Genomic DNA, 21,290 nt, shown 5'->3' with positions numbered 1-21,290 from the left:
GCCGTTGACGAAGCACCGTAGGTAGGCGTGAGAGCCGCGCCTATCTGCCCGCGGTGTTTCGGCCCGCTCCGTCCGCCGAGCGCTTGGTCAAGCGCCTGGCGATGTGGCCCGCACGGTGACGTCCTGCCACTGCAGCCGCCGAGACACCCCTCCTCCGCCGCCGTGGAGGCGATCAGTCGCAACGCCCTCGTTCCCGTCTGGCTGCCGTGGCCCCTGCCCCAGGGGTGGCTGGTCACGGGGCTGGCCGAGGCGGGTGACGGACGCAGCGGCATCAGAGCCACCGTGGTCGCGGTCTCCGGCCCCTCGCTGACCCATGGGCCGGCCGACATGCTGATCATCGCCGAGGAGCCCGGTGTGGGTCTGGGGGCGGGCTTCGCCGGTCTGGAGGGCACCGACCCGGGTGCCGGATTCGACGAGGGCCCGTACCACGCCAAGATCGACGTCAAGGGGCATCCGGCCGCACTGTGGTGCGTCGACGCCGCTCCCGACCGGGCGGTCTACGTCGGTGAGGCGCTGGGCAACTGGCTGTGGGTGGTCGTCTGGCCCGCCGAGGCGGGATACCTGATCACCCTGACCGACCTCTCCCTGCGTGACCTGCGGGACCAGGACCAGGCCCTCGACCTGCCCTTCGGCGCGTTCTCCCCGCGTCTGGGCGGCGAGGACGCCTGAGACGCCGTCGGGCCGCGTCGGGCAAGTTGGGCCGCGCCAGGCAATGAGAAGACAACAAGTGGGCGAATAGGGCGAATAGGAAGGCTATCCGTTACCCGCCTCCGAGCCGCGGGGCGGAGCAAGGCAGTAAAGTTCAGAAGCGTGACAGCGCGTATCGAACGAGTGGTGACCGAGGGCGTCGTCGATGTCGACGGCGCCGAGCACAAAGTCGAGAACAACACCTGGATCGTGGGTGACGATGAGGAGGTCATCGTCATCGATCCCGCGCGTGACGCGGAGAAGATCCTGGAGAAGGTCGGCGAGAGAGAGGTGCTGGCCGTCATCTGCACCCACGGCCTGCCCGACCACGTGGGCGCGGCCATCGAGGTGGCGGCGCGCGACGAGGCCGTGGTGGCCCTCCACCCCAAGGACCGGCCGCTGTGGCGGCTGACCTGGCCCGACACCTGGCCGGACATCGATATGGAGGACGAGGGCATGTTCGGCGTCGCCGACGTCGAGCTGGAGGTCATGTCCACCCCCGGCATCTCCCAGGGCGGCGTCTCGCTGTACTGCGAGGCCCTCGACGCGGTCTTCACCGGCAAGTCCCTGCAGGCCGACGGGCCCGGCAGGGTCGGCGGGGAGTACCCCGCGCTGGCCGACCAGCTCACCGCGATCGGTGGCCGGCTTTTCACTCTGCGCCACAGCACCCGGGTGCTGCCCGCGCACGGTGAGGAGAGCACCATCGGCGCCCTGGAGCCGCAGTTCGACGCCTGGCTCTCCGGTTCGCTGACCCGCGGCGAGGTGACCGAGAAGACCGAGACTCCGCTGAGCGACGGGACACGGGCGGCCAAGATCAATTTGAAGCTCCTCGACGAGTAGTCCTCCGTGGACCAACTCCCCCTTGAGGGCATGCCGCGGCGGCTTTACTCCTGCACGCCGTCGCGGCTGAACACCTGGCTGGAATGTCCCCGGCGTCACCGGTTCACCTATCTCGACCGGCCGTCGCCGCAGAAGGGGCCGCCCTGGGCGCACAACAGCGTCGGGGCCAGCGTGCACAACGCCCTGGCCGGCTGGTGGCGCGAGCCCTACGGGCGGCGGACACCGGTGACGGCGGCCACCCTGGTCACCGCTGGATGGATCAACGAGGGGTTCCGCGACGCCGAGCAGTCGGCGGCCTGGCGTGACAGGGCCCGGGAGATGACCGCCGGATATGTCGCGAGCCTCGACCCCTCCGACGAGCCCGTCGGCGTCGAGCGGACCGTGGCCACCAGGACCTCCGTCATCGCCGTCTCCGGCCGTGTCGACCGGCTCGACCGGCGGGGCGAGGAGCTGGTCGTGGTCGACTACAAGACCGGCCGCCGCGCCCTCACCGCGGACGACGCCCGCTCCTCGCTCGCGCTGGCCGTCTACGCCGTCGCCTCCTCCCGGGTGCTGCACCGCCCGTGTCACCGGGTCGAGCTCCACCACCTGCCGACCGGCTCGATCGTGGGGTGGGAGCACACCGACGAGTCCCTGGCCCGTCATCTGAGCCGGGCCGAGGAGATCGCGGCCGAGGCCTCCGAGGCCGAAGACCGCTACCGGGCCTGGTCCGGCACGGCACGCACCAGAAGCGCGGACCGCACCCCGCCGAGGGTCCCCGAAGAGGTCGACGCGTATTTTCCGCCCAAGACAGGCCCGCTCTGCTCCTGGTGCGACTTCCGCAGGCACTGTCCGGAAGGCCAGGCCGCCTCGGGCGATCGCCGGCCGTGGGACGGCCTCGCCGACTGACGGCGAGGACGGCGGTGAGCGCCGGGGCCGCCGGAAGGTCTCAGACCGGTTGCCGCGTCTCGGCCGCGTTCCAGAACCGGGTGAGCGCCGCGGCGGTCGTCTCGGGGGCCTCCACCGCGGGGGAGTGGGCGGCACCGGGAACCACCACGCACTCGGCGTTCAGCCGGTCGGCCATCTCCGACTGCGTCCGCGGCGGCCAGCCGTCGTCGTGCTCGCCGTACAGGACCAGGGTGGGGACCTCGACCTGGGTGAGCTCGTCGCACCGGTCCGGCGCGGAGAGCACCTCCCCGGTCATCGTGATCATGCCCGTGGGAGAGTTGGCGAACATCCGCTTGCGCAGGAACGCGATGATGTCGTCCGGCACTCCCGTGGCCAGGGCCTCCGGCTCCATCCGGTCATGCCATATGTGGTCCAGGCCGAACTCGGGAAGCTCCGCGAGCATCGTCCGGGCGGCGCGCTCGCGCACGCCGACGATCGCGGCGGGACCCGAGCTCATCAGCGTGTAGGAGGCGAACTTGGTGAGGCCGTCGATGACCGCCTCCCGGGTGACCAGGCCGCCGAAGGAGTGCCCGACCAGATGGAGGGGCTCACCCCCGCCGATCGTCTGCGCGAGGACGTCGATGTCGTTGCCGAGTGCCGCGCAGGTGTAGGCGCCGGCGTCTTCGGGGCCGTCCGTCTCGAACTGCCCGCGCATGTCGACGGCGATGACCCGACGCCCCGACTGGGCGAGCGTCTGCAGGATCGCGATGAAGTCCTCCTTGCTGCCCGTGAGGCCGGGGACCAGCAGGGCAGGCCAGCGCTCGGCGATGCCACTGATCGGCAGGGCCTCCAGCACGGCGAAGGCCCCCACCGTCGTGTCGACCTGACGGGATCGGACGCCAGGAGGCAGGGTCAGAAATCGCGGCGTACTCACGTGGCCCCACGATACCTCTCTTGGTGACATGGCTCTGTGCGTCTCATGACGCGGAAAGGGGGCGCCACCCATGGGTCGCGCCCCCTTCCACTGTTCACGGCTAGCTCGGGCGACGTCCGCCCCGCTGCTGCTGCTGCTGACCTCTGTTCGGCGGACGGCGGCGGCTCTGCGCCCGCTCCGAGGCCGCCGACGGGGCGATCTCGTCGTCGTCCGTCGCCAGGTCCGGCGACTGGAAGATCACCGAGAACGGGCTCGGCGGAATGATCTTCTCCGGCTGCGGGCGGGGTGCGGGGTCGGCCGCGGGCTCTTCGTCCCAGCGATCGGTCATCGGCTCGTCCTCCCACTGCCGGACCTCTGCCACCGGCTCGCGCCTGCGGCGCGGTGCGTCGGTCTGCTCCACCACGGGCTCCCTCTGCGCCTGGACCCCGGTGTTCTCGGTGATGCTCACCTCGGGGTTCAGTCCGGCCTTCCGGGTCCTGCCCCGGCGGGGCGCGGTCTCGGCGGGCTGGTCGGCAATGGTGTCCTTGCGGGACGTCACGTCCACCTCCACCTCGGCGAGCTCGACGATCGGGCTCTGGATCCCCTCGGTCGCGAGCGGGGTCTCCTCGGCTTTACGGCGGGCGCGACGGCGTCGGGGTTCCTCCGCCGGCGCCGCCTCAGCCACCGTCTCCACCGGCTGGACGGTCTCCGCCGGCTGGGTCGTCTCTGCTCCGTCCACACTCTGCTGGCCTCCGCGGGTGCGGCGGCGCTCGCGCGGTGCGCGGGCGGGGCGCTCGCGGCGCTCGTCCCGCTCCTCCTCGCGACCCTTGCGGGGACCGCGGGAGCGGATGCGTCCGGTCTCACCGAGGTCTTCGACCTCTTCGGCCGCCAGGCCCGCCCGGGACCGGTTGGCGCGTGGCAGCACGCCCTTGGTGCCCTCGGGGATGCCCAGATCGCTGAAGACGTGCGGGGAGGTCGAGTAGGTCTCGAGCGGCTCGGCGAAGTCGAGAGACAACGCGTTGTTGATGACCTTCCAGCGAGTGAGGTCCTCCCACTCCACGAAGGTCACCGCGACGCCGGTCTTACCCGCCCGGCCGGTGCGGCCGATCCGGTGCACGTAGGCCTTCTCGTCCTGCGGACAGTCGTAGTTGACCACGTGCGTGACGTCGTCGACGTCGATGCCGCGCGCCGCGACGTCGGTCGCGACGAGGACGTCGATCTTGCCGTTGCGGAAGGCCCGCAGAGCCTGCTCGCGCTGGCCCTGTCCCAGGTCTCCGTGGACGGCCGCGGCGGCGAAGCCGCGCTCCTTGAGCTGCTCGACGACCATGTCGCAGGCGCGCTTGGTCTCACAGAAGATCATGGTGAGCCCGCGCCCCTCGCACTGGAGCAGGCGGCCCACGATCTCGATCTTGTCCATCCGGTGCACACGCCAGACGAACTGGGTGGTCTGCGGTGTCGCCTCGGCCTCGACATCGTTGTTCTCGGCCCGCACATGGGTGGGACGGGTGAGGTAACGCCGGGACAGGGCGACGATCTCGCCCGGCAGGGTCGCCGAGAACAGCATCGTCTGCCGCTCGTCCGGGATGAGCTTGATGATGCGCTCGATGTCGGGCAGGAAGCCCAGGTCGAGCATGCGGTCGGCCTCGTCGAGGACGAGCATGTCGATCTGACTGAGGTCGAGGTGCTTCTGCTTGACCAGGTCGAGCAGGCGGCCCGGGGTGCCGACGATCACGTCGACGCCCTGCTTGAGCGCTTCGATCTGGGGTTCGTAGGCGCGCCCGCCGTACACGGTGAGAATCCGCGAGCCGAGCTTGCCGGCGGCCGTCACCAGGTCTTCGGTGACCTGTACGGCCAGCTCGCGGGTCGGCACGACAACCAGCCCGCGAGGCTTCTTGCGGTTCTTCCGGGGCTTGCCGACACGCTGAAGCATCGCCACGCCGAAGGCGTAGGTCTTGCCGGTGCCGGTGCGCGCTTGGCCGATGATGTCCTGGCCGTTGAGGGCCAGGGGGAGTGCCATCTCCTGAATCGGGAACGGCGCGATGATGCCCTCGGTTTCAAGGGCATCGGCGATCTCCGGTGTTACTCCGAGGTCTCGGAACGTCGTCAGCTTGGCCTGCCTAAATCTCCGTTGAAGGCAGTCCTGCCGGGACCACGGGCAGAAATTTTCCCCGTGCCGGGTCCTCGCGGAAGGGCCAGCCCTCTCATGTCATCAGCGACCGCTGCGGCGTCATGCCGACTTCGGGGGCGTCCGGGAGCAGATCCCCCGGATTAACACAGTGCGGTCGCACTTTCTCAGAGCAGTGTACTCGATACCACAACGCGGAACCGATTTCTTGATATTCCTGCTCAATTGCCGGGTGAGTCAACTCGGGGGATGCCCACATGAGCCAGCTCGTAGGCTGCGTGTATGAGTGATTCCCCTGCCGGCGTCGCCGACCTGCTCGGTGTCCTTGCCTACGCCGAGCTGACAGCCTTCCTGCGCCTCGCCGAGGATGCCACCCGGCATGCCCCGTCACTGAGCGACCGGGCCGCACTCGGGGACCTGGCCGCCGCCGAATACGCCCATTTCCGGCTGCTCCACGACCGGATCTCCTCGCTCGGGGTGGATCCGGAGGAGGCGATGGCCCCGTTCGTCGGCCCGCTGGACGACTGGCACACCCAGACCACGCCCCGAGACTGGCTGGAGGCCCTGGTCAAGGCGTACATCGGCACCGGGATCGCTCTTGACTTCTACCGCGAGGCGGCCGCTCACGTGGACGCCGCGACGCGGCAGCTCGTCGAGGAGGTGCTCGAGGACGAGGGACGGTCGCAGTTCGCGGTGGAGCGGGTGAACGCGGCCCTCAAGGAAGACCCCGCACAGGGCGGGCGGCTGGCGCTGTGGGCCAGGCGGATGGTGGGGGAGGCGCTGAGTCAGGGCCAGCACGTGGCGGCGGCCCGGCCGGAGCTCGCGAGGCTGCTGGTGGGGGCGGCGGGAGAGGACGTCACCCGGATGTTCGCCCGCCTGACCGAGGCGCACGGCAGGCGGATGGCGGCCATGGGGCTGACCCCGGGGCCCTGAGGCGCGCCCCGGCCGTCTCGTGCGGCGCCTCCGAGAGACGTGGCGGGACGGGTCTGCAGATCGAGCAGCGTGAAGGCACCAAACGGCTGTACCGTGCGAGACATGAGGGCCTCGCGCCGCTATGGCAGTTCCTTGACGAGATGTGGACCGAACCCCTGGAGCTCACGCGCCGTGTTACGCAGGGGCGGAGCGGACTGCCCGGCCATCAGCCTGGGGCGGCATCGCGTTCACCGGGCCCGCCGCCCGTACGGCTGCGGGCTGGGTGCGCGAGACGGGTGCTCCGGCGGCTGAGCCGTCCCGCGGGCCCGCGCCACGGCCGACGGGGGAGCGGCGACCTGGCGCGGGCCGTACGGGATCTTTCTAGAGGGTGCCGCCGAAACCGACGGTCCGGGCCTCCTCCTCGCCGATCTCGATGAAGCCGAGGGACGAGATGGGGACGAGGACCCTGCGGCCCTTGTTGTCGGTGATGCTGAAGATGCCGCGGTCCATGGCGACCGCCTTGCTGAGCTCCTCCTCGACCTGCTCGGCCGAGAGGTCGGTCTCCACTACGAGCTCACGGTGCACGGAACGCACACCGATTTTGATTTCCATCGTGCTCCCTTTCGACGAGGGCTGCTCGTCCCATGGTCGCCCCATCGGCCGCGCGGCGCGCCGGTTGATCGCGCCAAGCGAACAGACGCGTCGGATCTGTCAGTGCTCGGCCGTCGTGCGAGGGAAGCCCGAGATGCCGCGCCAGGACAGGCGGGCGATGAGCTGGGTGGCGGCGTCCTTGGGAATGGAGCCGTTGCTGCTTATCCAGTATCGGGCGCTGACCTCGGCCATGCCGACCATGCCGACGCCCAGCAGGCGGGCCTCGTCGCTTGAGCAGCCGGTGTCCTCCTGGATGACCTGGCTGATCATCTCGGCGCTCTCACGGAGGTTGCGCTCGATCCGCTGGCGGACCGGTGCGACGTTGCGCAGGTCGGACTCGAAGACCAGGCGGAACGCCTCGCCCTGGTTGGAGACGAAGTCGAAGAAGGCGCCGATCGCGGCCTGGACACGCTGTTTGTTGTCCGTGGTGGAGGCGAGGGCGTCGCGGCAGCGGGCGATCATGTCGTCCACGTGCAGGTCGAGCAGGGCGAGGTAGAGCTCCTGCTTGCCCGGGAAGTGCTGGTAGAGCACCGGCTTGCTCACCCCGGCCCGCTCGGCGATGTCGTCCATCGCCGCCGCGTGGTAACCGTTCTCCACGAAGACTTCCTGCGCCGCGCTGAGCAGCTGGCGGCGACGGGCCAGCCGGGGCAGCCGGGTGCCCCGGGGCTTGGCGTCCGGGGTAGCGGTCACGGCGTTCTCCTCGCGGGTGCTCCTGTTGTCGTGAATCATCCTACGCGCGGGTAACCGGGGTCAGCGATAATCGTCCTCGTCGGTCTCCACCGTGCGGCTCTGCTCGGCGGTGTCCGCGGGATCGGCCTCGAGTGGAATGTGGTCGGGCCATTCCGGGCCGTCCTCGCGCACGGGGCGGTGCTGCTCTGCCACGTCGGCCTCCGGCATCTCGGGCGAGATCTCTTCGGGCTGATCGGGGGTGTCCTCGCGCACGGGGCGATGCTGCTCGACCGCGTCGGCCTCCGGCGCCTCGATCCCGATCTCCTCGGAGGGAACGTCGGGCTCTTCGCCGTGCGGGCTGTCGTCGCGTACTTCCATCTCTGGCATCCGCCCCGCCTCCGTTCTCCTGCGAACACTTCTCCTGCGAACACTGGACACCGCCAAGCGTACGGCGTCCGTACCCGCCTGCCGAGAAAGGCATGGCATCGGATCTGCCATGACGGGTACCTGGCTCGTTGGTGAGTGCCTGTGCCCGTCCGGCGACACTTCCGAACCCGTGTGCGAAAATCAATGGGAAGCTCCAGGGTAGGGAGACGCCATGCGGAGCATCTGGAAAGGCGCGGTCTCGTTCGGGCTGGTCACCATCCCGGTCAGGTTGTTCAGCGCGACGGAGCGCCGCGACGTCGCCTTCCATCTCGTGCACGGGGAGGACACGGGCCGGATCCGGTTCCGGCGGGTCTGCCAGGTGTGCGGGGAGGAGGTTCCGTTCGCCGACGTGGCCAAGGGGTACGAACTCCCCACCGGTGACATGGTCGTGCTCGCCGACGACGACTTCGAGGACCTGCCGTTGTCCACCTCGCGCAGGATCGAGGTGCTTCAGTTCACCCCGGCCGACCAGATCGATCCGATCATGCTCGACAAGGCCTACTACCTGGAGCCGGACGCCGTCGGGATCAAACCGTACGTGCTGCTCCGCGACGCGCTGGCGCGGTCCGGCCTGGTGGCGGTCGTCAAGGTGGCGCTGCGGCAGCGCGAGTCGCTCGCGGTGCTCCGGGTCCGGGACGGGGTGTTCCTGTTGGAGACCATGCTCTGGCCGGACGAGGTGCGTGTCGCGGACTTCCCGTTCCTGGAGGAGGACGTCGACGTCCTCCTCCAGGAGGCGAGGCTGACCGAGTCGCTGATCGAGACGATGGTCGCGGATTTCGACCCCTCCGCGCACAGGGACGCCTACCGGGAGGCACTCCAGGAGGTCATCGAGGCGAAGGTCGAGGGCAGGGAGGTCGTCCCCGCGGAGGTTCCCCTCGAGGAGGGGCCGCCGGCTGATCTGATGGCCGCGCTGCGGGCCAGTGTCGAGGCGGCCAAGAAAGGGAGCGGCGGAAGGACGCCGGTCCGGGAGAAGGCGCCGGCCGAGTCCGTGGGTGATCAGGACACCGAGGAGAACGGGGTCGAGGAACCTGCGGACAGCCGTTAGCGCTGAGAATGGTCATGGTCTGTGGCCCGTGGTGAGGTAGTTGTGGGTGGGTGAGGTTTTGGTCATCGGGGCGATACCGGTGATCATCTGGTGGAAACGTGTGGTCTCTACGATCACCGGTCATGCTGCGGAGTTTCTGAGTGATGGGCGGAGGGCCGCTTACGCGTCGTTCACCGAGGTGCCGTCGCTGTCGGACTTGGAGAAGTTCTTCTTCCTGGACGCGTTCGATCGGGATGTGATCGCGCGGTCGTGTGCCGACTCACACCGGTTGGGCGTGGCGATCCGGATCGGGACGGTTCGGTACAAGGGCCTGTTCCTGGAGGATCCGTTGACGGTGCCGCGGCCGGCGGTGGATTACCTGGCCGAGCAGCTCGGGATCGGCGATGCGTCGTCGGTGAAGAAGTACGCGGATGCGGTAGATCGTGGCCACCCCGACTCCCGCCCTGGCCGCGATGTCGCGCACCGGCGCTTCGACGCCTGAGGTCACGAAGACTGCTGCGGCGGCGTCGAGCAGCGCCCTCTCGTTGCGCCGGGCGTCGGCCCCCGCACGCTGGACCACCTGCACTCGCAGCTCGCCGCCGCAGACACGGTGCTCTCCGCCGACATCCTTTCGATCCACACCGATCCGGGTTTGCGGATCGGCGGGGTCGGCACGTTGAGAGCCTTGGCGAGGGAGGGCACGAGCCGGAACCGGGCGGTGTGGTACTGGACGGCCACCCTGCCTTTGCCGGTGGAGAAGGCCGTTCCCCGCAGAAGAAAGTCGCGCTGCCCGGCATGAGCGCCGGTCGAAGGGGTCGGTCCGCCATGGAATAGGGGCTCCGCGCTTCGAAAAGCCGTGGAGCCCCCCTCCGTAATACGGTTGATAACCGATGTCGCCTTGGCTGAGGCGCGGGTTGTGTGCTTGTTCCGAGGTGCCCGCGTTTTCCGCTGGACCGTCGCCTTCTCGTGGAGGGCGGTGGTTGCCGGTGGATACGGGCGCCCGGCCCTTTTCCGCCTATGGGCCGGAGCTCGTCATGACCGTGGTCCGCTCACGTGTGGCCGGACGTCTCGACCACCTACCGTGCTCAGGTCAAGGTGCGACCCGGCTGGAAGGTCAGAGACCGCCTTCGGCGAGCGCGGCACGCTCGGCGGCGTCCTCACGGTCCCACTGGAACTGCCGCTGAGTCTGCGCCTGGCTGTTGCCGCCCCTGACGATGTTGGTGTTGCGGTTGTTGGTGATGACCCGCACCCTGATGTGCTCGCGACGGCGGTCGCGGTCGCAGCGCCGGTGGCAGCCGCCGCCACAGCCGCAGCGCCGCCAGCCGCAGCCGCCGCCGCAGCCGCCGCAGGTCTGGAAGGCGCCGATGGTGGTCTGGGCCACGGCCGCGTTGGCGGTGGTCATGGTGGTCGCCGCGCCGAGGCTGACGATTCCGCCGGCCAGTGCAGTGCTGATCGCGAGTCCCGCGAAGACGCTCTTGAACGTGGGCATTGCGTTTCCCCCTTGAAAGGATGTGTTGCCCCCACTGGCATTTTCCAGAGTGATTGGAAAATGTCCGGGATGGTCCGTGATGGCCCATCCCTCATAGACTTGATTTCCTCCCATATCGGACAATAAACGGAGATTGGCGACCTTTAATCTCGGTTGTGGTTTTTATCGACATCGAGGATCGCCCTTAGTGAGGTGTCCCGTCGGAGAGAAGATCGCCCATAGTGAGGTGTCCCGTCGGAGAGGGGGCGCCTGCCGATCGGCTGGCCGCGTTGCGCGCCGGTGTGGAGACCACCAGGAAAGTGCGCGGCGAAAGGGCGCGGGGAGGGAGAGAGCGCCGGCCGGGCATGCCGGAAAGAATGGCGCGGAAGGGGAGAGGGCTTCCCGTAAAGGAGAAGCGCGCCGTCCGGCGTGAATGCCTCGGCTGGAAATGCGCTTGTCATGGAGCGAGGGCTCCGCGCTTCGAAAGCCGCGGAGCCCCCGCCCGGAACGCCGTGGACAATAAATTTCATCCTCGGCTTTTTCCTGAGTTTTTGGCCCGTTTCGAGGTGCCCGTGTTCCCTACGTGGTCGCCGTCCTCCCGCGGAGGACGGCGACCACGGCGAACACGGACGCTCGGCCCTTCCACCGCGGGCCGGAGCTCATCACGGCCGTGAATCCGGCCGTGCGCGGTCAGATGTCTCGGTCATGCACCGCGCTCGGACTACTCCTCGTTGTTGTTGTTCCTGCGCTCCCGATCCCACTGGAACTGGCGCTCGGCCTGGGCCTGGTCGTTCCTGCCCCGGACGATGTTCTGGTTGTCGTTGTTGGTGGCGATCCGCAGCCTGAAGTGCTCGCGGCGCCGGTCGAAGCGGCGTTCGCGGCAGCCGCCGCCGCAGCCGCCGCAGCCGCCACAGGTCTGGAAGCCGACGGCGGTGGTCTGGGCCACGGCGGCGTTGGCGGTGGTCATGGTGGTCGCCGCGCCAAGGCTGACGATCCCGCCGGCCAGCGCCGTGCTGATGGCGAGTCCTGCGAAGACGCTCTTGAACATGGGCATTGTGTTTCCCCCTTGAAAGGATGTGTTGCCCGCACTGGCATTTTCCAGAGTGATTGGAAAATGTCCTGGATGGTCCATAGCGGCCCATCCCTCATAGACTTTATTTCCTCCCATATCAGACAATAAACAGAGATTGGCAGATTTTAATCTCGGTCATATTTTTGTCGATGGCGAGGTTTTTCAGGGAGGTCGTCCCGGTGAATGAGAAGGCTTCCCATAAAGGAAAAGCGTGCAGTCCGGCACGAGTGTCTCGGTGGCGAAATGCGCTTTCCGTGGAGTAGGGGCTCCGCGCTTCGAAAGCCGCGGAGCCCCACCCGGATTGCCGTGGACGATCAGTGTCATCCTCGGCTGAGTTCCGGATTCTCGAGCCCGTTTCGAGGTGCCCGCGTTCCCTGTGCGGTCGCCGTCTTCATGTCGAGGGCGGCGGTCTCAGTGAACGCGGGCGCTCGGCCCTTCCGCCCTGGGCCGGAGCTCGTCGCGACCGTGAATCGGTCGCGCGTGGTCAGACGTCTCGACCACGTGCCGCGTTCTGACTAGTCGTCGTTCGCGTTCTCGTTCCTGCGGTTCCACTGGAACTGGCGCTCGGCCTGTGCCTGGTCGTTGTCGCCCCGGACGTCGTTGCGGTTGTCGTTGTTGGTGAAGATCCGCAGCCTGAAACGGTGGTTTTCGCGACGGCGGTCGCGGCGGCAGCCGCCGCCGCAGCCGCCGCAGCCGCCACAGGTCTGGAAGCCGGCGGCGGTGGTCTGGGCCACGGCGGCGTTGGCGGTGGTCATGGTGGTCGCCGCGCCGAGGCTGACGATTCCGCCGGCCAGCGCCGTGCTGATGGCGAGTCCTGCGAAGACGCTCTTGAACATGGGCATTGCGTTTCCCCCTTGAAAGGATGTGTTGCCCGCGCTGACATTTTCCAGGGTGACCGGAAAATGTCCTGGACGGTCCATAGTGGGCCATCCCTGAATTCTTGATTTCCGTCCGCCTTGGTCGATAAACGGAGATTGTTGGCCTTTAATGTCAACTGTCTTTTTATCGACAATGGAGATCGTCCTCACGGGAAAGGGGGCGACAGCCGATCTTGTGGCCGTGCCGCCTGTCGATCTCGAAGCCGTAAGGAAAAAGCACTGAAAGGGCATGGGGGGAGGTGTGACACCGGCCGAGCGTGCCGAAGAGAACGCCCCGAAGAGGATGGGGTCTCCTGTGAATGGGGCGGTCGGCGTGGATTTTCCTCCGGTGAAACGCGACTTCCGTGAATTAGGGGCTCCGCGTTTCGAAAATCGCGGAGCCCCCACCTGGAAGGCCGTGGGCGACCGGTGTCACCACCGGCTGAGCGCCGGGTTGCCGAGCCTCTTTCGAGGAGCCCGACTTCTCTCCGTGGCCGCTGCCTTTCCGTGGGTAACGGCAATCTCGGTGAATACGGGCGCTCGGCCCCTCCGCCATGGGCCCGAACTCATCACGGCCGTGGATCCGGCCGCGCGTGGTCAGATGACCCGGCCACGCGCCGCGCCGCGACCCCGGTTGAGCGACTAGAGGCCGCCGGCGGGAGGCGCGGCGGGGCCCTGCTGATCCCTTTCGTTCCTGCGGTTCTCGTTCCTGCGGTTCCACTGGAACTCGCGCTGGGCCTGCGCCTGGTCGTTGTCGCCCCGGACGTCGTTGTGGTTGCGGTTGTTGGTGAAGATCCTCAGTCTGAAGTGCCTGCGCTCGAAGCGGCGATCACGGTTGCAGCCGCCGCCGCAGCCGCCGCCGCAGCCGCCGCAGGTCTGGAAGGCGCCGATGGTGGTCTGGGCCACGGCGGCGTTGGCGGTGGTCATGGTGGTCGCCGCGCCGAGGCTGACGATCCCGCCGGCCAGCGCCGTGCTGATGGCGAGTCCTGCGAAGACGCTCTTGAACATGGGCATTGCGTTTCCCCCTTGAAAGGATCGGTTGCCCTCACTGACATTTTCCGGAGTAATTGGAAAATGCCCTGGATGGTCCATAAAGGTCCACCCCTCGCAGTCTTGATTTCCGCCCACGTTGGGGGACAAACGGAGATTGGCGGCTTTTACCCTTAGCTTATCTCTTTATCGACAATATAAGACTCTTATTAATTGTTTTGCTGCTATATGTCTTTAATGTCGCTTTTGGTAGGCGGGTGGACGGCGGGCGGCTATCGTCGGAGTGGAGGCGAGCAGGGAAGGACGTGGGGGGCATGGAGCCGATCTCGAACTGGCCGGGTGAGCTGGTCGACCTGGGAGAGCAGCGGATTCACGTGCGGTCGACCCCGCCCGGGCCTCGGGAGACCGCCGTCTACGTGCACGGCCTCGCGGGCTCGGCGACCAACTGGACCGACCTGATGGGCGAGCTGTCCGATGTGGTCACCGGCCATGCGCTCGACCTGCCGGGAGCGGGGCACTCACCGGAGGACCCCGGCGGTGACTACTCCGTCGACGCCTATTCCAGAACCGTCGGTGCGCTGATCGAGCGGGTCGCCGACGGACCCGTCCACCTGTTCGGCAATTCCATGGGCGGTGCGATATCCGTACGGGTCGCCGCGACCCGTCCGGAGCTGGTCCGCTCGCTCACGCTCATCTCACCGGCCCTGCCCGACCTGCTCCCCAGGTACGGCCCGGCACGGGTGGCCCTGTCGGCGGTACCGAGGCTGGGGGAGTGGGCCGCGACGCAGTTGAGTGCCCTGCCCGCCGAGCGCAGGCTCAACGCCACGCTCGGCATGTGCTACGCCGACCTCGGCAGGGTCCATCCGGAGCGGCTCCGTGAGGCGGCCGAAGAGCTGCGCCGCAGGGACGGCCTGCCGTACGCGGCGGCCGCGCTGGTCGGCTCGGCGCGAGGTCTCGTCGCCGAGTACTTCCGGCGCGGCGAGGAGAATCTGTGGCGGCAGGCGGCCGAGGTGACCGCCCCCACGCTGGTCATCCACGGCCGCCACGACCGGCTCGTCAACCCGCGCATGGCCGCGCGGGCCGGGCGGACGTTCCCCGATGTGCGGCTGGTGCTCCTGCCCGACGCCGGGCACGTGGCGCAGATGGAACTGCCCGAGAGAGTGGCCCGGGAGGCCCGGCGCCTGATAGGTGAGACTGCCTCCGTCTCGATTGGGAATGACTGAGGCACCGCGTTAGGTTGTGAATGGTGCGTGCTGTGCTCAGCACGCCCCCTCAAGACCCCCTGAAACGGGAGCAGAACTGTGTCGTTGCCACCGCTGGTAGAGCCGGCAGCCGAGCTGACCGTCGACGAGGTGCGCCGTTACTCGCGCCACCTGATCATCCCCGACGTGGGCATGGCCGGACAGAAGCGCCTGAAGAACGCCAAGGTGCTCTGCGTGGGCGCCGGCGGCCTGGGCTCCCCCGCGCTGCTGTATCTCGCGGCCGCGGGCGTGGGCACGCTCGGGGTCATCGACTTCGACGTGGTCGACGAGTCCAACCTGCAGCGTCAGGTCATCCACGGCCAGTCGGACGTCGGCCGCCTCAAGGCGGAGAGCGCCGCGGACAGTGTCAGGGAGATCAACCCGCTGGTCGACGTGGTCGTCCACACCATGGCGCTCACCACCGACAACGTCATGGACATCTTCTCCCGGTACGACCTGATCGTGGACGGCACCGACAACTTCGCCACCCGCTACATGGTGAACGACGCGGCCGTCCTCCTCGGCAAGCCGTACGTCTGGGGCTCCATCTACCGCTTCGACGGGCAGGCCAGCGTGTTCTGGGCCGAGCACGGTCCCTGCTACCGCTGCCTCTACCCCGAGCCCCCGCCCCCCGGCATGGTCCCCTCCTGCGCCGAGGGCGGCGTGCTCGGCGTGCTCTGCGCGTCCATCGGCTCCATCCAGGTCAACGAGGCCATCAAGCTCCTCGCCGGCATCGGCGAGCCCCTGGTCGGCCGTCTGATGATCTACGACGCCCTGGAGATGAACTACCGCACGGTCAAGGTCCGCAAGGACCCCGAGTGCGTGCTCTGCGGCAAGAACCCGACGGTCACCGAGCTCCTGGAGGACTACGAGGCGTTCTGCGGCGCGGTCTCCCAGGAGGCGCAGGAGGCGGCCTCCGGCTCCACCATCACCGCGGCCGAGCTCAAGTCCCTGCAGGACGCCGACGAGAACATCTACGTCATCGACGTCCGCGAGCCGAACGAGTATGAGATCGTCTCCATTCCCGGTGCCGTGCTCATCCCCAAGGGTGAGTTCCTCAACGGCTCCGCGCTGGAGAAGCTCCCGCAGGACAAGCGCATCGTTCTCCACTGCAAGTCCGGTGCCCGGTCGGCGGAGGTGCTGGCGATCGTCAAGAACGCCGGCTTCTCCGACGCGGTCCATGTGGGTGGCGGCGTGCTGAGCTGGGTCAAGACGGTCGACCCCAGCCTGCCGACCTACTGATCGTCCGTGGCCGGCGCCCCGCGGAGCACCGCTCCGCGGGGCGCCGTGTCATTCCGGGCCCGGCAGCCGAGCATCGAGGGGAGAGCGGCCATCTTCTGCGGGCAGGCGGTCTCCGATGTGCCGGATTCAGACGGAACGGAAGATGACACCCTCCTCACCGCATTAAGGTCAGGGGCGTGAACGGAGCCCCAGGTCGGCGGCGGCCTCCGTGGCTGACGCTGGTCATGGCGTCCGCACTGACGCTGATCTGCGCGGTGGTGGCGTGGGTGGCTTCGAGCACCGCCGGAGCGGAGTTCACGCGCGGCCCCAGCCAGACGGAGCTGGAACAGGCCGCCGACGACGAGATGGCCCTGCGCTGGCAGGTGTGGCCCGCGGGGCGGATCTTTCCCGACGCCATCAGCTATGCCGCCGAACAGGGGGGCGAGGAGAGTGCCCATCGCGTGGGCATCTCACCTGAGACCCGCTGTGACAGAGGGGTGGACAGCACGTTGACGAAGGCGCTGCGGCGGGCCGGCTGCCGGGGCATCCTGCGCGCCACCTACATCGACGCGCTCCAGGGCGTCGTCGTCACCGTCGGTGTGGCGGCCTTCGCGGGGGAGTTGGGCGCGGCCAAGGCCAGGGCGGCGCTGCCCAGGGGAGGTCGTCCCTCCCCTGGCCTCAAGGCACTGGCCTTCCCCGGCACGGTCGCCGACCGCTTCACCTCGGCGGGCCGGCAGAGCAGTCTGGTACGGCAGGCCGGGCCGTACGTGGTGATGACCACGATCGGCCAGACCGACGGCCGCCCCGGTAAGGCGGTGGGGGAGCAGCGGCCGACCATGTTCGCGTTCGCCGGTGACATCGCCGACAGGATCCTCGCCGACCTGTCCACGCCCATGAGTCCCGACTGCGTCTCCGAGGAGTGGCGGTGCTGAGACGGGCCGCCGTCGCCGCGGTGCTGGCCCTGATCGCGTTGGGGCCGGCGTCGGCCGCGCACGCCGACGACGTGAGGGGCAGCCAGCGCCAGGTGCTGCGGACCCTCGACCTGCCCCGTGCCTGGCGGATCTCCGAGGGCGGGGGCGTGACGGTGGCGGTGCTGGACTCGGGGGTGGACCCGGGCCACCGCGACCTGGCGGGCTCGGTGACCGTGGGCAAGGACTTCACCGCGGGGGCCAACCCACCGGGAGTCACCCCTCTGCGGTTGCACGGGACCTACATGGCCTCGCTCATCGCCGGGCACGGGCATGGGCCCGGCAGGGCGGACGGGGTGGTCGGCGTCGCGCCCAGGGCGCGGGTGCTGTCGGTCCGGGTGATCCTGGAGGACGAGGAACCGGGGTTCCGGGAGTTCAACACCGCCGAGCGGTTCGAGAACGTGGTGGCCCAGGGCATCAGATACGCCGTGGACCAGGGCGCGGGCGTGATCAATATGTCGATCTCCAAGGAGCTGGCGACCAAGGAGGAGCGGGCGGCGATCCGGTATGCGATCTCCCGGGGGGTCGTGCTCGTCGCGGCGGCGGGTAACGACGGGGCGGGCAAGCCCGACTCCACCGGCTACGCCCCCTACTCCTACCCGGCGGCCTTCCCCGGGGTGGTCTCGGTCGCCGCGGCGGACCGCGGGCTGCGCAGAGCGTCGTTCTCCAACTGGAACCCCTCGGTCCTGGTGGCCGCGCCCGGGGTGGACATCCTCGGTGCGGGGCCCGGCGACGCGTACTGGGTCGGCCGCGGGACATCGCAGGCGACCGCACTCGTCTCCGGAGTCGCCGCGCTGATTAAAGCGAAATATCCAAATATGTCGCCCGTGCTGGTCGCGCAGGCGCTCACCACCGGGGCGATCCGGCGGCCGGTGGGAGGCTACGACACCGGTATGGGCTTCGGCGTGGTCAACGCTCCCCGGGCCCTCGCCGAGGCGGCCAGGATCTCCCGTCACACCCTCACCGCCCAGGGGCCCGCCGGCCACGATCCCACGCGCCCGCTGGGCAGGGGGGCGGATCCGGTGCAGGTGATTCATCGGGACCGGCGCAAGATCACCCTTTACGTGGGGGTGGCCGTGGCCGCCGGACTCGGCGCGCTCGCGTCCCTGACCGTGATCGTCGTCCTCGCCGGCCGGGCACGGTCCGCGGGCGGGCCCGCGGATGACACGGCCGAGCCTCCGGCCCCGGCCCCCTGACCGGGCGGAGCGTGAGGGGCCGCCCCACACGGAACGCGACGTCACAAATACACTCCGACGATGGGGTGGCGAGGCCCTGCGACGTAGCATCGAAGTATGTCGAAGCCCGGGCGGCCGCAGGAGCCTGGACGGCGCCCGCAAGCCTCGGCGCCTCCTGCCCGTGACGGCTGGCCGCCGCCCGGTTCCCGGACGCCGCCTCGCTCGAAGGGAGCGCCGGGACGGCGCACGCCCGTTCCCGGCGGCACCCGGCGGGTCCGGGCCTGGCCCGCCGCCGGCCGTGACCGCCTGGCGGTCGAGCGCGTGGAGCTGGCGACCCTGGAGCAGGGGATCCGGTTCCGTGCGATCTTCCTGACCCTGATGGGCATCATCCTGGCGATCGGGGCGAGCGACGTGCTCGCCGGCGCGGCCGGGCTGTTCCGTGAGACCGCCGCACGGCCGCTGACCTCCGCCGAACAGGCCCGCTACATCAAGGACGACATCGCCGGGCGCTGGCACACCTGGTCCACCGACCTGGTCTTCCCCGTCGAGTTGCAGTACATCGGCCTCGGCCGGACCCAGCAGTACGCCCGGCGGGTCGGCCTCGCCCCCGAGGTCTCCTGCAGGTCCGGCGTCGACGCCCCGACAGGCTCCGTCCTCGCCCAGTACGGCTGCCGCACGTTGCTGCGGGCCTCCTACGTGGACCAGTCGTCCACGTTCGTGATCACCGTGGGCATCGCGGTGCTCCGGGACGAGGAGGCGCGGATCGCCGCGACCGCCCAGCTCCCCGTGGACGACCGGGTGGGGGTGCGGCCCGTGGCGTTTCCCGGAACGGCGACCGAGCTGTTCGGCGCCGCCCAGCGGCAGCGCAACGGCTGGGTCCCGGTCGGCCCCTACGTCGTCTTCTCCACGGCCGGTTACAGCGACGGCCGTACCAGGGAGTCGATCCCCCGCGAGGAGATTCTGCACAGCGAGCTCTGGCCGACGGCGCAGGCGGTCGCCGGGCGCATCGCCCGGGCTCTGGGAGACGAGCCGAGCGCCGTACCGCAGTGCACCCAGGGGAACGTGTGCTGAGGCGCCGGCGGCCGTGGGCGGCGGGTGTCCTGGTCGCGCTCTCCGTCATGGTCGCCGCTCCGGCGGGCGCCGCCGACGTGCGCGAGGACCAGCACTGGGTGCTGAAGGCGCTGAACGTCGAGCAGGCATGGAAGGTCACCAAGGGAGCGGGCGTCACCGTGGCCCTGGTGGACAGCAGGGTGGACGGCCATGTCGCGGAGTTGCGCGGCCGGGTCGTCTCCGGGCCCGGCATGGGCTCGGTGACGTCGGAGAACGGGCCCGCGGAGGCCTGGCACGGCACCGCGATGGCCTCGCTCATCGCCGGGGCGGGAAAGGGGGGCGGCGGCCTCCTCGGGACCGCGCCGGAGGCCCGGATCCTCTCGCTGCCCGTGGTCCTGCTGCGGCGTAACGGGGACCAGAGCACCCTGCCGGAGGAGGACCAGCGGACGGGGGCCGACAGTCCGCTGGCCCGAGCGATCCGCTACGCCGCCGACCACGGGGCCGAGGTCGTCAGCATGTCCCTGGGCGCCTACGGGCCGCACAGGGCCGAGCGCGAGGCGGTCTCCTACGCGCTGTCGCGGGGCGTGGTGCTGGTCGCGGCCGTCGGCAACGACGGCAGTTCCGACTACGCCCTCGACAACGCCACCTCCTTCTGGAACTTCCCCGCCGGATATTCCGGGGTCATCGGGGTGGGCGCCGTCGACTCGGGGGACAGACCGGCTCTGTTCAGCAGCGACAACCTGTCGGTCCTGGTCTCCGCGCCGGGTGTGGACGTGCCGGTGGTGACACCGGGCGGTGACTACGGCGCCTCGGAGGGGACCAGTGCGGCGACCGCGCTGGTGGCGGGGGTCGCCGCACTCATAAAAGCGAAATATCCGAATATCTCGCCGCACCTGGTGTCACAGGCCCTCACCTCCACCGCCAGATCCGCGTCCGCCGCCGGATACGACGACCACATCGGGTTCGGCGTCGTCGACGCCGGCGCGGCACTCGCCAGGGCGGGCGAGCTGATCAGCCGTACGGCGGAGGTGCCGGCACCGACCGGCGAGCACTTCGGCCCGGGCCTCCAGCATCAGGAGCCCGCCAGGCCCGGCCCCGATCCGGTCCGGCTCTGGCTGTACGGCGCGGGCCTGCTCGGTGGGTTGCTCGCGTTCACCGGCGCCGTGGTGATGCTCAGCCGGCGCCCGGAGCTCACCGCGCCGGCGCCGGCGCGGCACGCGGAAGGCCGGAGACCGTGGCCGTGAGCCCGGCGGCGGACACGTGCTGACTTGAACGCGATTGGAACGCGTTTTGGACACTGTTCGGACGCGGTGAGGCCGATGACGGTCCCGGTGGCCTGTGGACCGCCGGATATTCGCTAGGGTCGCCCCTCATGGGGTACGAGTTGCGTGTGGAGCGCCCGGCGCCTCTCGCCTTCGCGGAGCTCGCGACTGTGCTGGGGCAGGCGGGATTCGAGTTCCGCGGTTCGCAGGAGGCGGGCGAGGTCCTGGCCCGCCATGGCGATGGTCTTCATGCCATAGCCGTCTGGGACGGCGGCCTGTCCGGCACGCCCGGATCCGACTGGCAGGTGGCCCAGCTCGCCCGGGTGTCCGCGCTGCTCGGCGCACGCCTGGTCGGCGAGGACGGCGAGTCCTACGCGATCCGCGGTGGCCTCGTCGAGCAGCTGAACGGCTCCGCGGCCTACGAGTTCGGAAAACTCGACGAGATCCTCACGGCCGGGCCAGCCGTATGGAGCCGGTAGGCCATCCGTCCCCGTACGCGGAGAGGGTGCTCGACCTGGTCGAGCGCATCCCGCGTGGCATGGTGATGTCCTACGGCGACATCGCCGAATATCTCGGCGAGGGAGGTCCCCGCCAGGTCGGCAAGGTCATGTCCACCTGGGGCGGCGGCGTGCCCTGGTGGCGTGTGGTGCACGCGGACGGGACCCCGCCACCCGGCCACGAGCGCAGATGCATGATCAGATGGCAGGAGGAGCGGACCCCGTTGAGGGGGGCCCGCGCCGATATGCGTGTGGCGCGATGGGACGGATTGCCAGCGAATACGGAGTAATCGGCTCCGCGCGGCGCACTAACATGGCCTGGGACAGCTTCTGTCCGAAAGGCGGTGCCTTCCCCATGGCCACCGGCGTCACTCC

General features: G+C 69.3%; 23 protein-coding genes and 1 pseudogene. 14 read left to right on the top strand and 10 right to left on the bottom strand.

Translation table 11 applies throughout. From position 1 onward, the window contains the following. Window positions 1-27: 27 nt before the first annotated feature. The 3 genes from FHR32_RS08545 to FHR32_RS08535 all read left to right on the top strand — a co-directional run bounded on the left by FHR32_RS08545 (window position 28) and on the right by FHR32_RS08535 (window position 2,415). The gene (locus tag FHR32_RS08545) at window positions 28-669 is read left to right on the top strand and encodes a DUF6758 family protein (RefSeq protein WP_184753801.1); all 642 of its coding nucleotides are present in this window, start codon (window positions 28-30) and stop codon (window positions 667-669) included. Between the two features lie 141 nt (window positions 670-810). After that, window positions 811-1,527, top strand: a complete 717-nt coding sequence (locus FHR32_RS08540) for an MBL fold metallo-hydrolase (protein ID WP_184753800.1) — start codon at window positions 811-813, stop codon at window positions 1,525-1,527. A gap of 30 nt (window positions 1,528-1,557) precedes the next feature. Beyond that, on the top strand, window positions 1,558-2,415 hold the full coding sequence (locus tag FHR32_RS08535) for a RecB family exonuclease (protein ID WP_221465321.1): 858 nt from the start codon (window positions 1,558-1,560) through the stop codon (window positions 2,413-2,415). Window positions 2,416-2,455: 40 nt separating this feature from the next. Here FHR32_RS08535 and FHR32_RS08530 read toward each other — a convergent pair whose 3' ends face one another. Further along, entirely contained in the window at window positions 2,456-3,328 is an 873-nt protein-coding gene (locus FHR32_RS08530) for an alpha/beta fold hydrolase (RefSeq protein WP_184753798.1), read from the bottom strand. Window positions 3,329-3,428: 100 nt separating this feature from the next. Continuing rightward, window positions 3,429-5,324 (bottom strand): DEAD/DEAH box helicase, encoded by a 1,896-nt coding sequence (locus tag FHR32_RS08525; RefSeq protein ID WP_184753797.1) that lies wholly within the window; start codon window positions 5,322-5,324, stop codon window positions 3,429-3,431. Window positions 5,325-5,714: 390 nt separating this feature from the next. Between FHR32_RS08525 and FHR32_RS08520 the strand changes: the two genes are divergently transcribed. Next, entirely contained in the window at window positions 5,715-6,365 is a 651-nt protein-coding gene (locus FHR32_RS08520; RefSeq protein ID WP_184753796.1) for a ferritin-like fold-containing protein, read from the top strand. 360 nt (window positions 6,366-6,725) lie between these two features. Here the strand turns inward: FHR32_RS08520 and FHR32_RS08515 are convergent, their stop codons facing one another. The 3 genes from FHR32_RS08515 to FHR32_RS42915 form a co-directional block, all read right to left on the bottom strand. Then, on the bottom strand, window positions 6,726-6,956 hold the full coding sequence (locus FHR32_RS08515; protein ID WP_184753795.1) for a DUF3107 domain-containing protein: 231 nt from the start codon (window positions 6,954-6,956) through the stop codon (window positions 6,726-6,728). Window positions 6,957-7,055: 99 nt separating this feature from the next. Then, window positions 7,056-7,685 (bottom strand): TetR/AcrR family transcriptional regulator, encoded by a 630-nt coding sequence (locus FHR32_RS08510; RefSeq protein ID WP_184753794.1) that lies wholly within the window; start codon window positions 7,683-7,685, stop codon window positions 7,056-7,058. Between the two features lie 60 nt (window positions 7,686-7,745). Next, a complete protein-coding gene (locus FHR32_RS42915) occupies window positions 7,746-8,042 on the bottom strand; it encodes an Rv3202a family protein (protein WP_221465318.1) in 297 nt (98 codons plus the stop codon). 220 nt (window positions 8,043-8,262) lie between these two features. Between FHR32_RS42915 and ku the strand changes: the two genes are divergently transcribed. After that, window positions 8,263-9,135 (top strand): non-homologous end joining protein Ku, encoded by an 873-nt coding sequence (gene ku, locus FHR32_RS08500; protein ID WP_184753793.1) that lies wholly within the window; start codon window positions 8,263-8,265, stop codon window positions 9,133-9,135. A gap of 46 nt (window positions 9,136-9,181) precedes the next feature. Further along, window positions 9,182-9,616: a DUF4158 domain-containing protein gene (locus FHR32_RS08495; RefSeq protein WP_312882172.1), complete on the top strand. Its 435-nt coding sequence runs from the start codon at window positions 9,182-9,184 to the stop codon at window positions 9,614-9,616. Here FHR32_RS08495 and FHR32_RS08490 read toward each other — a convergent pair. From FHR32_RS08490 to FHR32_RS08470, 5 genes and pseudogenes are all read right to left on the bottom strand, one after another. After that, window positions 9,548-9,700, bottom strand: a pseudogene (locus tag FHR32_RS08490) (TetR family transcriptional regulator); the annotation flags it as partial. The gene FHR32_RS08495 and the pseudogene FHR32_RS08490 overlap by 69 nt on opposite strands. Window positions 9,701-10,228: 528 nt before the next feature. Next, the gene (locus FHR32_RS08485; RefSeq protein WP_184753792.1) at window positions 10,229-10,603 is read right to left on the bottom strand and encodes a hypothetical protein; all 375 of its coding nucleotides are present in this window, start codon (window positions 10,601-10,603) and stop codon (window positions 10,229-10,231) included. A 700-nt stretch (window positions 10,604-11,303) separates the two neighbouring features. After that, entirely contained in the window at window positions 11,304-11,636 is a 333-nt protein-coding gene (locus tag FHR32_RS08480) for a hypothetical protein (protein ID WP_184753791.1), read from the bottom strand. Window positions 11,637-12,169: 533 nt separating this feature from the next. Continuing rightward, window positions 12,170-12,496: a hypothetical protein gene (locus FHR32_RS08475; RefSeq protein WP_184753790.1), complete on the bottom strand. Its 327-nt coding sequence runs from the start codon at window positions 12,494-12,496 to the stop codon at window positions 12,170-12,172. A 657-nt stretch (window positions 12,497-13,153) separates the two neighbouring features. Then, window positions 13,154-13,525 (bottom strand): hypothetical protein, encoded by a 372-nt coding sequence (locus tag FHR32_RS08470; protein ID WP_184753789.1) that lies wholly within the window; start codon window positions 13,523-13,525, stop codon window positions 13,154-13,156. A 290-nt stretch (window positions 13,526-13,815) separates the two neighbouring features. Here FHR32_RS08470 and FHR32_RS08465 point away from each other — a divergent pair, with 290 nt between their 5' ends. The 8 genes from FHR32_RS08465 to FHR32_RS08430 all read left to right on the top strand — a co-directional run bounded on the left by FHR32_RS08465 (window position 13,816) and on the right by FHR32_RS08430 (window position 21,205). Further along, complete coding sequence (locus FHR32_RS08465) at window positions 13,816-14,724, top strand: alpha/beta fold hydrolase (RefSeq protein WP_184753788.1); 909 nt, start codon at window positions 13,816-13,818, stop codon at window positions 14,722-14,724. 78 nt (window positions 14,725-14,802) lie between these two features. After that, complete coding sequence (moeZ, locus tag FHR32_RS08460; protein ID WP_184753787.1) at window positions 14,803-15,984, top strand: adenylyltransferase/sulfurtransferase MoeZ; 1,182 nt, start codon at window positions 14,803-14,805, stop codon at window positions 15,982-15,984. A gap of 176 nt (window positions 15,985-16,160) precedes the next feature. Continuing rightward, complete coding sequence (locus FHR32_RS08455; protein WP_312882170.1) at window positions 16,161-16,895, top strand: hypothetical protein; 735 nt, start codon at window positions 16,161-16,163, stop codon at window positions 16,893-16,895. Continuing rightward, window positions 16,889-18,127 carry a S8 family serine peptidase gene (locus tag FHR32_RS08450; protein ID WP_184753786.1) on the top strand — a complete coding sequence of 413 codons (1,239 nt, stop codon included), beginning with the start codon at window positions 16,889-16,891 and terminating at the stop codon, window positions 18,125-18,127. Before FHR32_RS08455 ends, FHR32_RS08450 begins: the two co-directional genes overlap by 7 nt. A gap of 96 nt (window positions 18,128-18,223) precedes the next feature. Then, window positions 18,224-19,177: a hypothetical protein gene (locus FHR32_RS08445; protein ID WP_184753785.1), complete on the top strand. Its 954-nt coding sequence runs from the start codon at window positions 18,224-18,226 to the stop codon at window positions 19,175-19,177. Further along, a complete protein-coding gene (locus FHR32_RS08440; protein WP_312882169.1) occupies window positions 19,171-20,400 on the top strand; it encodes a S8 family peptidase in 1,230 nt (409 codons plus the stop codon). Before FHR32_RS08445 ends, FHR32_RS08440 begins: the two co-directional genes overlap by 7 nt. 128 nt (window positions 20,401-20,528) lie before the next feature. Further along, on the top strand, window positions 20,529-20,897 hold the full coding sequence (locus FHR32_RS08435) for a hypothetical protein (RefSeq protein ID WP_184753784.1): 369 nt from the start codon (window positions 20,529-20,531) through the stop codon (window positions 20,895-20,897). Then, window positions 20,885-21,205 (top strand): MGMT family protein, encoded by a 321-nt coding sequence (locus FHR32_RS08430; protein ID WP_184753783.1) that lies wholly within the window; start codon window positions 20,885-20,887, stop codon window positions 21,203-21,205. The genes FHR32_RS08435 and FHR32_RS08430 overlap by 13 nt, the downstream gene beginning before the upstream one ends. The last annotated feature ends 85 nt before the right edge of the window (window positions 21,206-21,290 follow it).

Source organism: Streptosporangium album, from assembly GCF_014203795.1.
Taxonomy (GTDB): Bacteria; Actinomycetota; Actinomycetes; order Streptosporangiales; family Streptosporangiaceae; genus Streptosporangium; species Streptosporangium album.
The sequence above is the reverse complement of the archived record's forward strand: the minus strand, read 5'-3'. Positions and strand labels throughout refer to the sequence as shown.

Excerpts from the sequence above, each read along its gene's own strand:
- ku (WP_184753793.1), top strand. The coding sequence starts at position 8,263 with ATGCGGAGCATCTGGAAAGGCGCGGTCTCGTTCGGGCTGGTCACCATC.
- FHR32_RS08445 (WP_184753785.1), top strand. The coding sequence starts at position 18,224 with ATGTCGAAGCCCGGGCGGCCGCAGGAGCCTGGACGGCGCCCGCAAGCC.
- FHR32_RS08480 (WP_184753791.1), bottom strand. The coding sequence starts at position 11,636 with ATGCCCATGTTCAAGAGCGTCTTCGCAGGACTCGCCATCAGCACGGCG.
- FHR32_RS42915 (WP_221465318.1), bottom strand. The coding sequence starts at position 8,042 with ATGGAAGTACGCGACGACAGCCCGCACGGCGAAGAGCCCGACGTTCCC.
- FHR32_RS08470 (WP_184753789.1), bottom strand. The coding sequence starts at position 13,525 with ATGCCCATGTTCAAGAGCGTCTTCGCAGGACTCGCCATCAGCACGGCG.
- FHR32_RS08485 (WP_184753792.1), bottom strand. The coding sequence starts at position 10,603 with ATGCCCACGTTCAAGAGCGTCTTCGCGGGACTCGCGATCAGCACTGCA.
- FHR32_RS08465 (WP_184753788.1), top strand. The coding sequence starts at position 13,816 with ATGGAGCCGATCTCGAACTGGCCGGGTGAGCTGGTCGACCTGGGAGAG.
- FHR32_RS08525 (WP_184753797.1), bottom strand. The coding sequence starts at position 5,324 with ATGGCACTCCCCCTGGCCCTCAACGGCCAGGACATCATCGGCCAAGCG.
- FHR32_RS08520 (WP_184753796.1), top strand. The coding sequence starts at position 5,715 with ATGAGTGATTCCCCTGCCGGCGTCGCCGACCTGCTCGGTGTCCTTGCC.
- FHR32_RS08430 (WP_184753783.1), top strand. The coding sequence starts at position 20,885 with ATGGAGCCGGTAGGCCATCCGTCCCCGTACGCGGAGAGGGTGCTCGAC.
- FHR32_RS08535 (WP_221465321.1), top strand. The coding sequence starts at position 1,558 with ATGCCGCGGCGGCTTTACTCCTGCACGCCGTCGCGGCTGAACACCTGG.
- FHR32_RS08515 (WP_184753795.1), bottom strand. The coding sequence starts at position 6,956 with ATGGAAATCAAAATCGGTGTGCGTTCCGTGCACCGTGAGCTCGTAGTG.
- FHR32_RS08435 (WP_184753784.1), top strand. The coding sequence starts at position 20,529 with ATGGGGTACGAGTTGCGTGTGGAGCGCCCGGCGCCTCTCGCCTTCGCG.
- FHR32_RS08475 (WP_184753790.1), bottom strand. The coding sequence starts at position 12,496 with ATGCCCATGTTCAAGAGCGTCTTCGCAGGACTCGCCATCAGCACGGCG.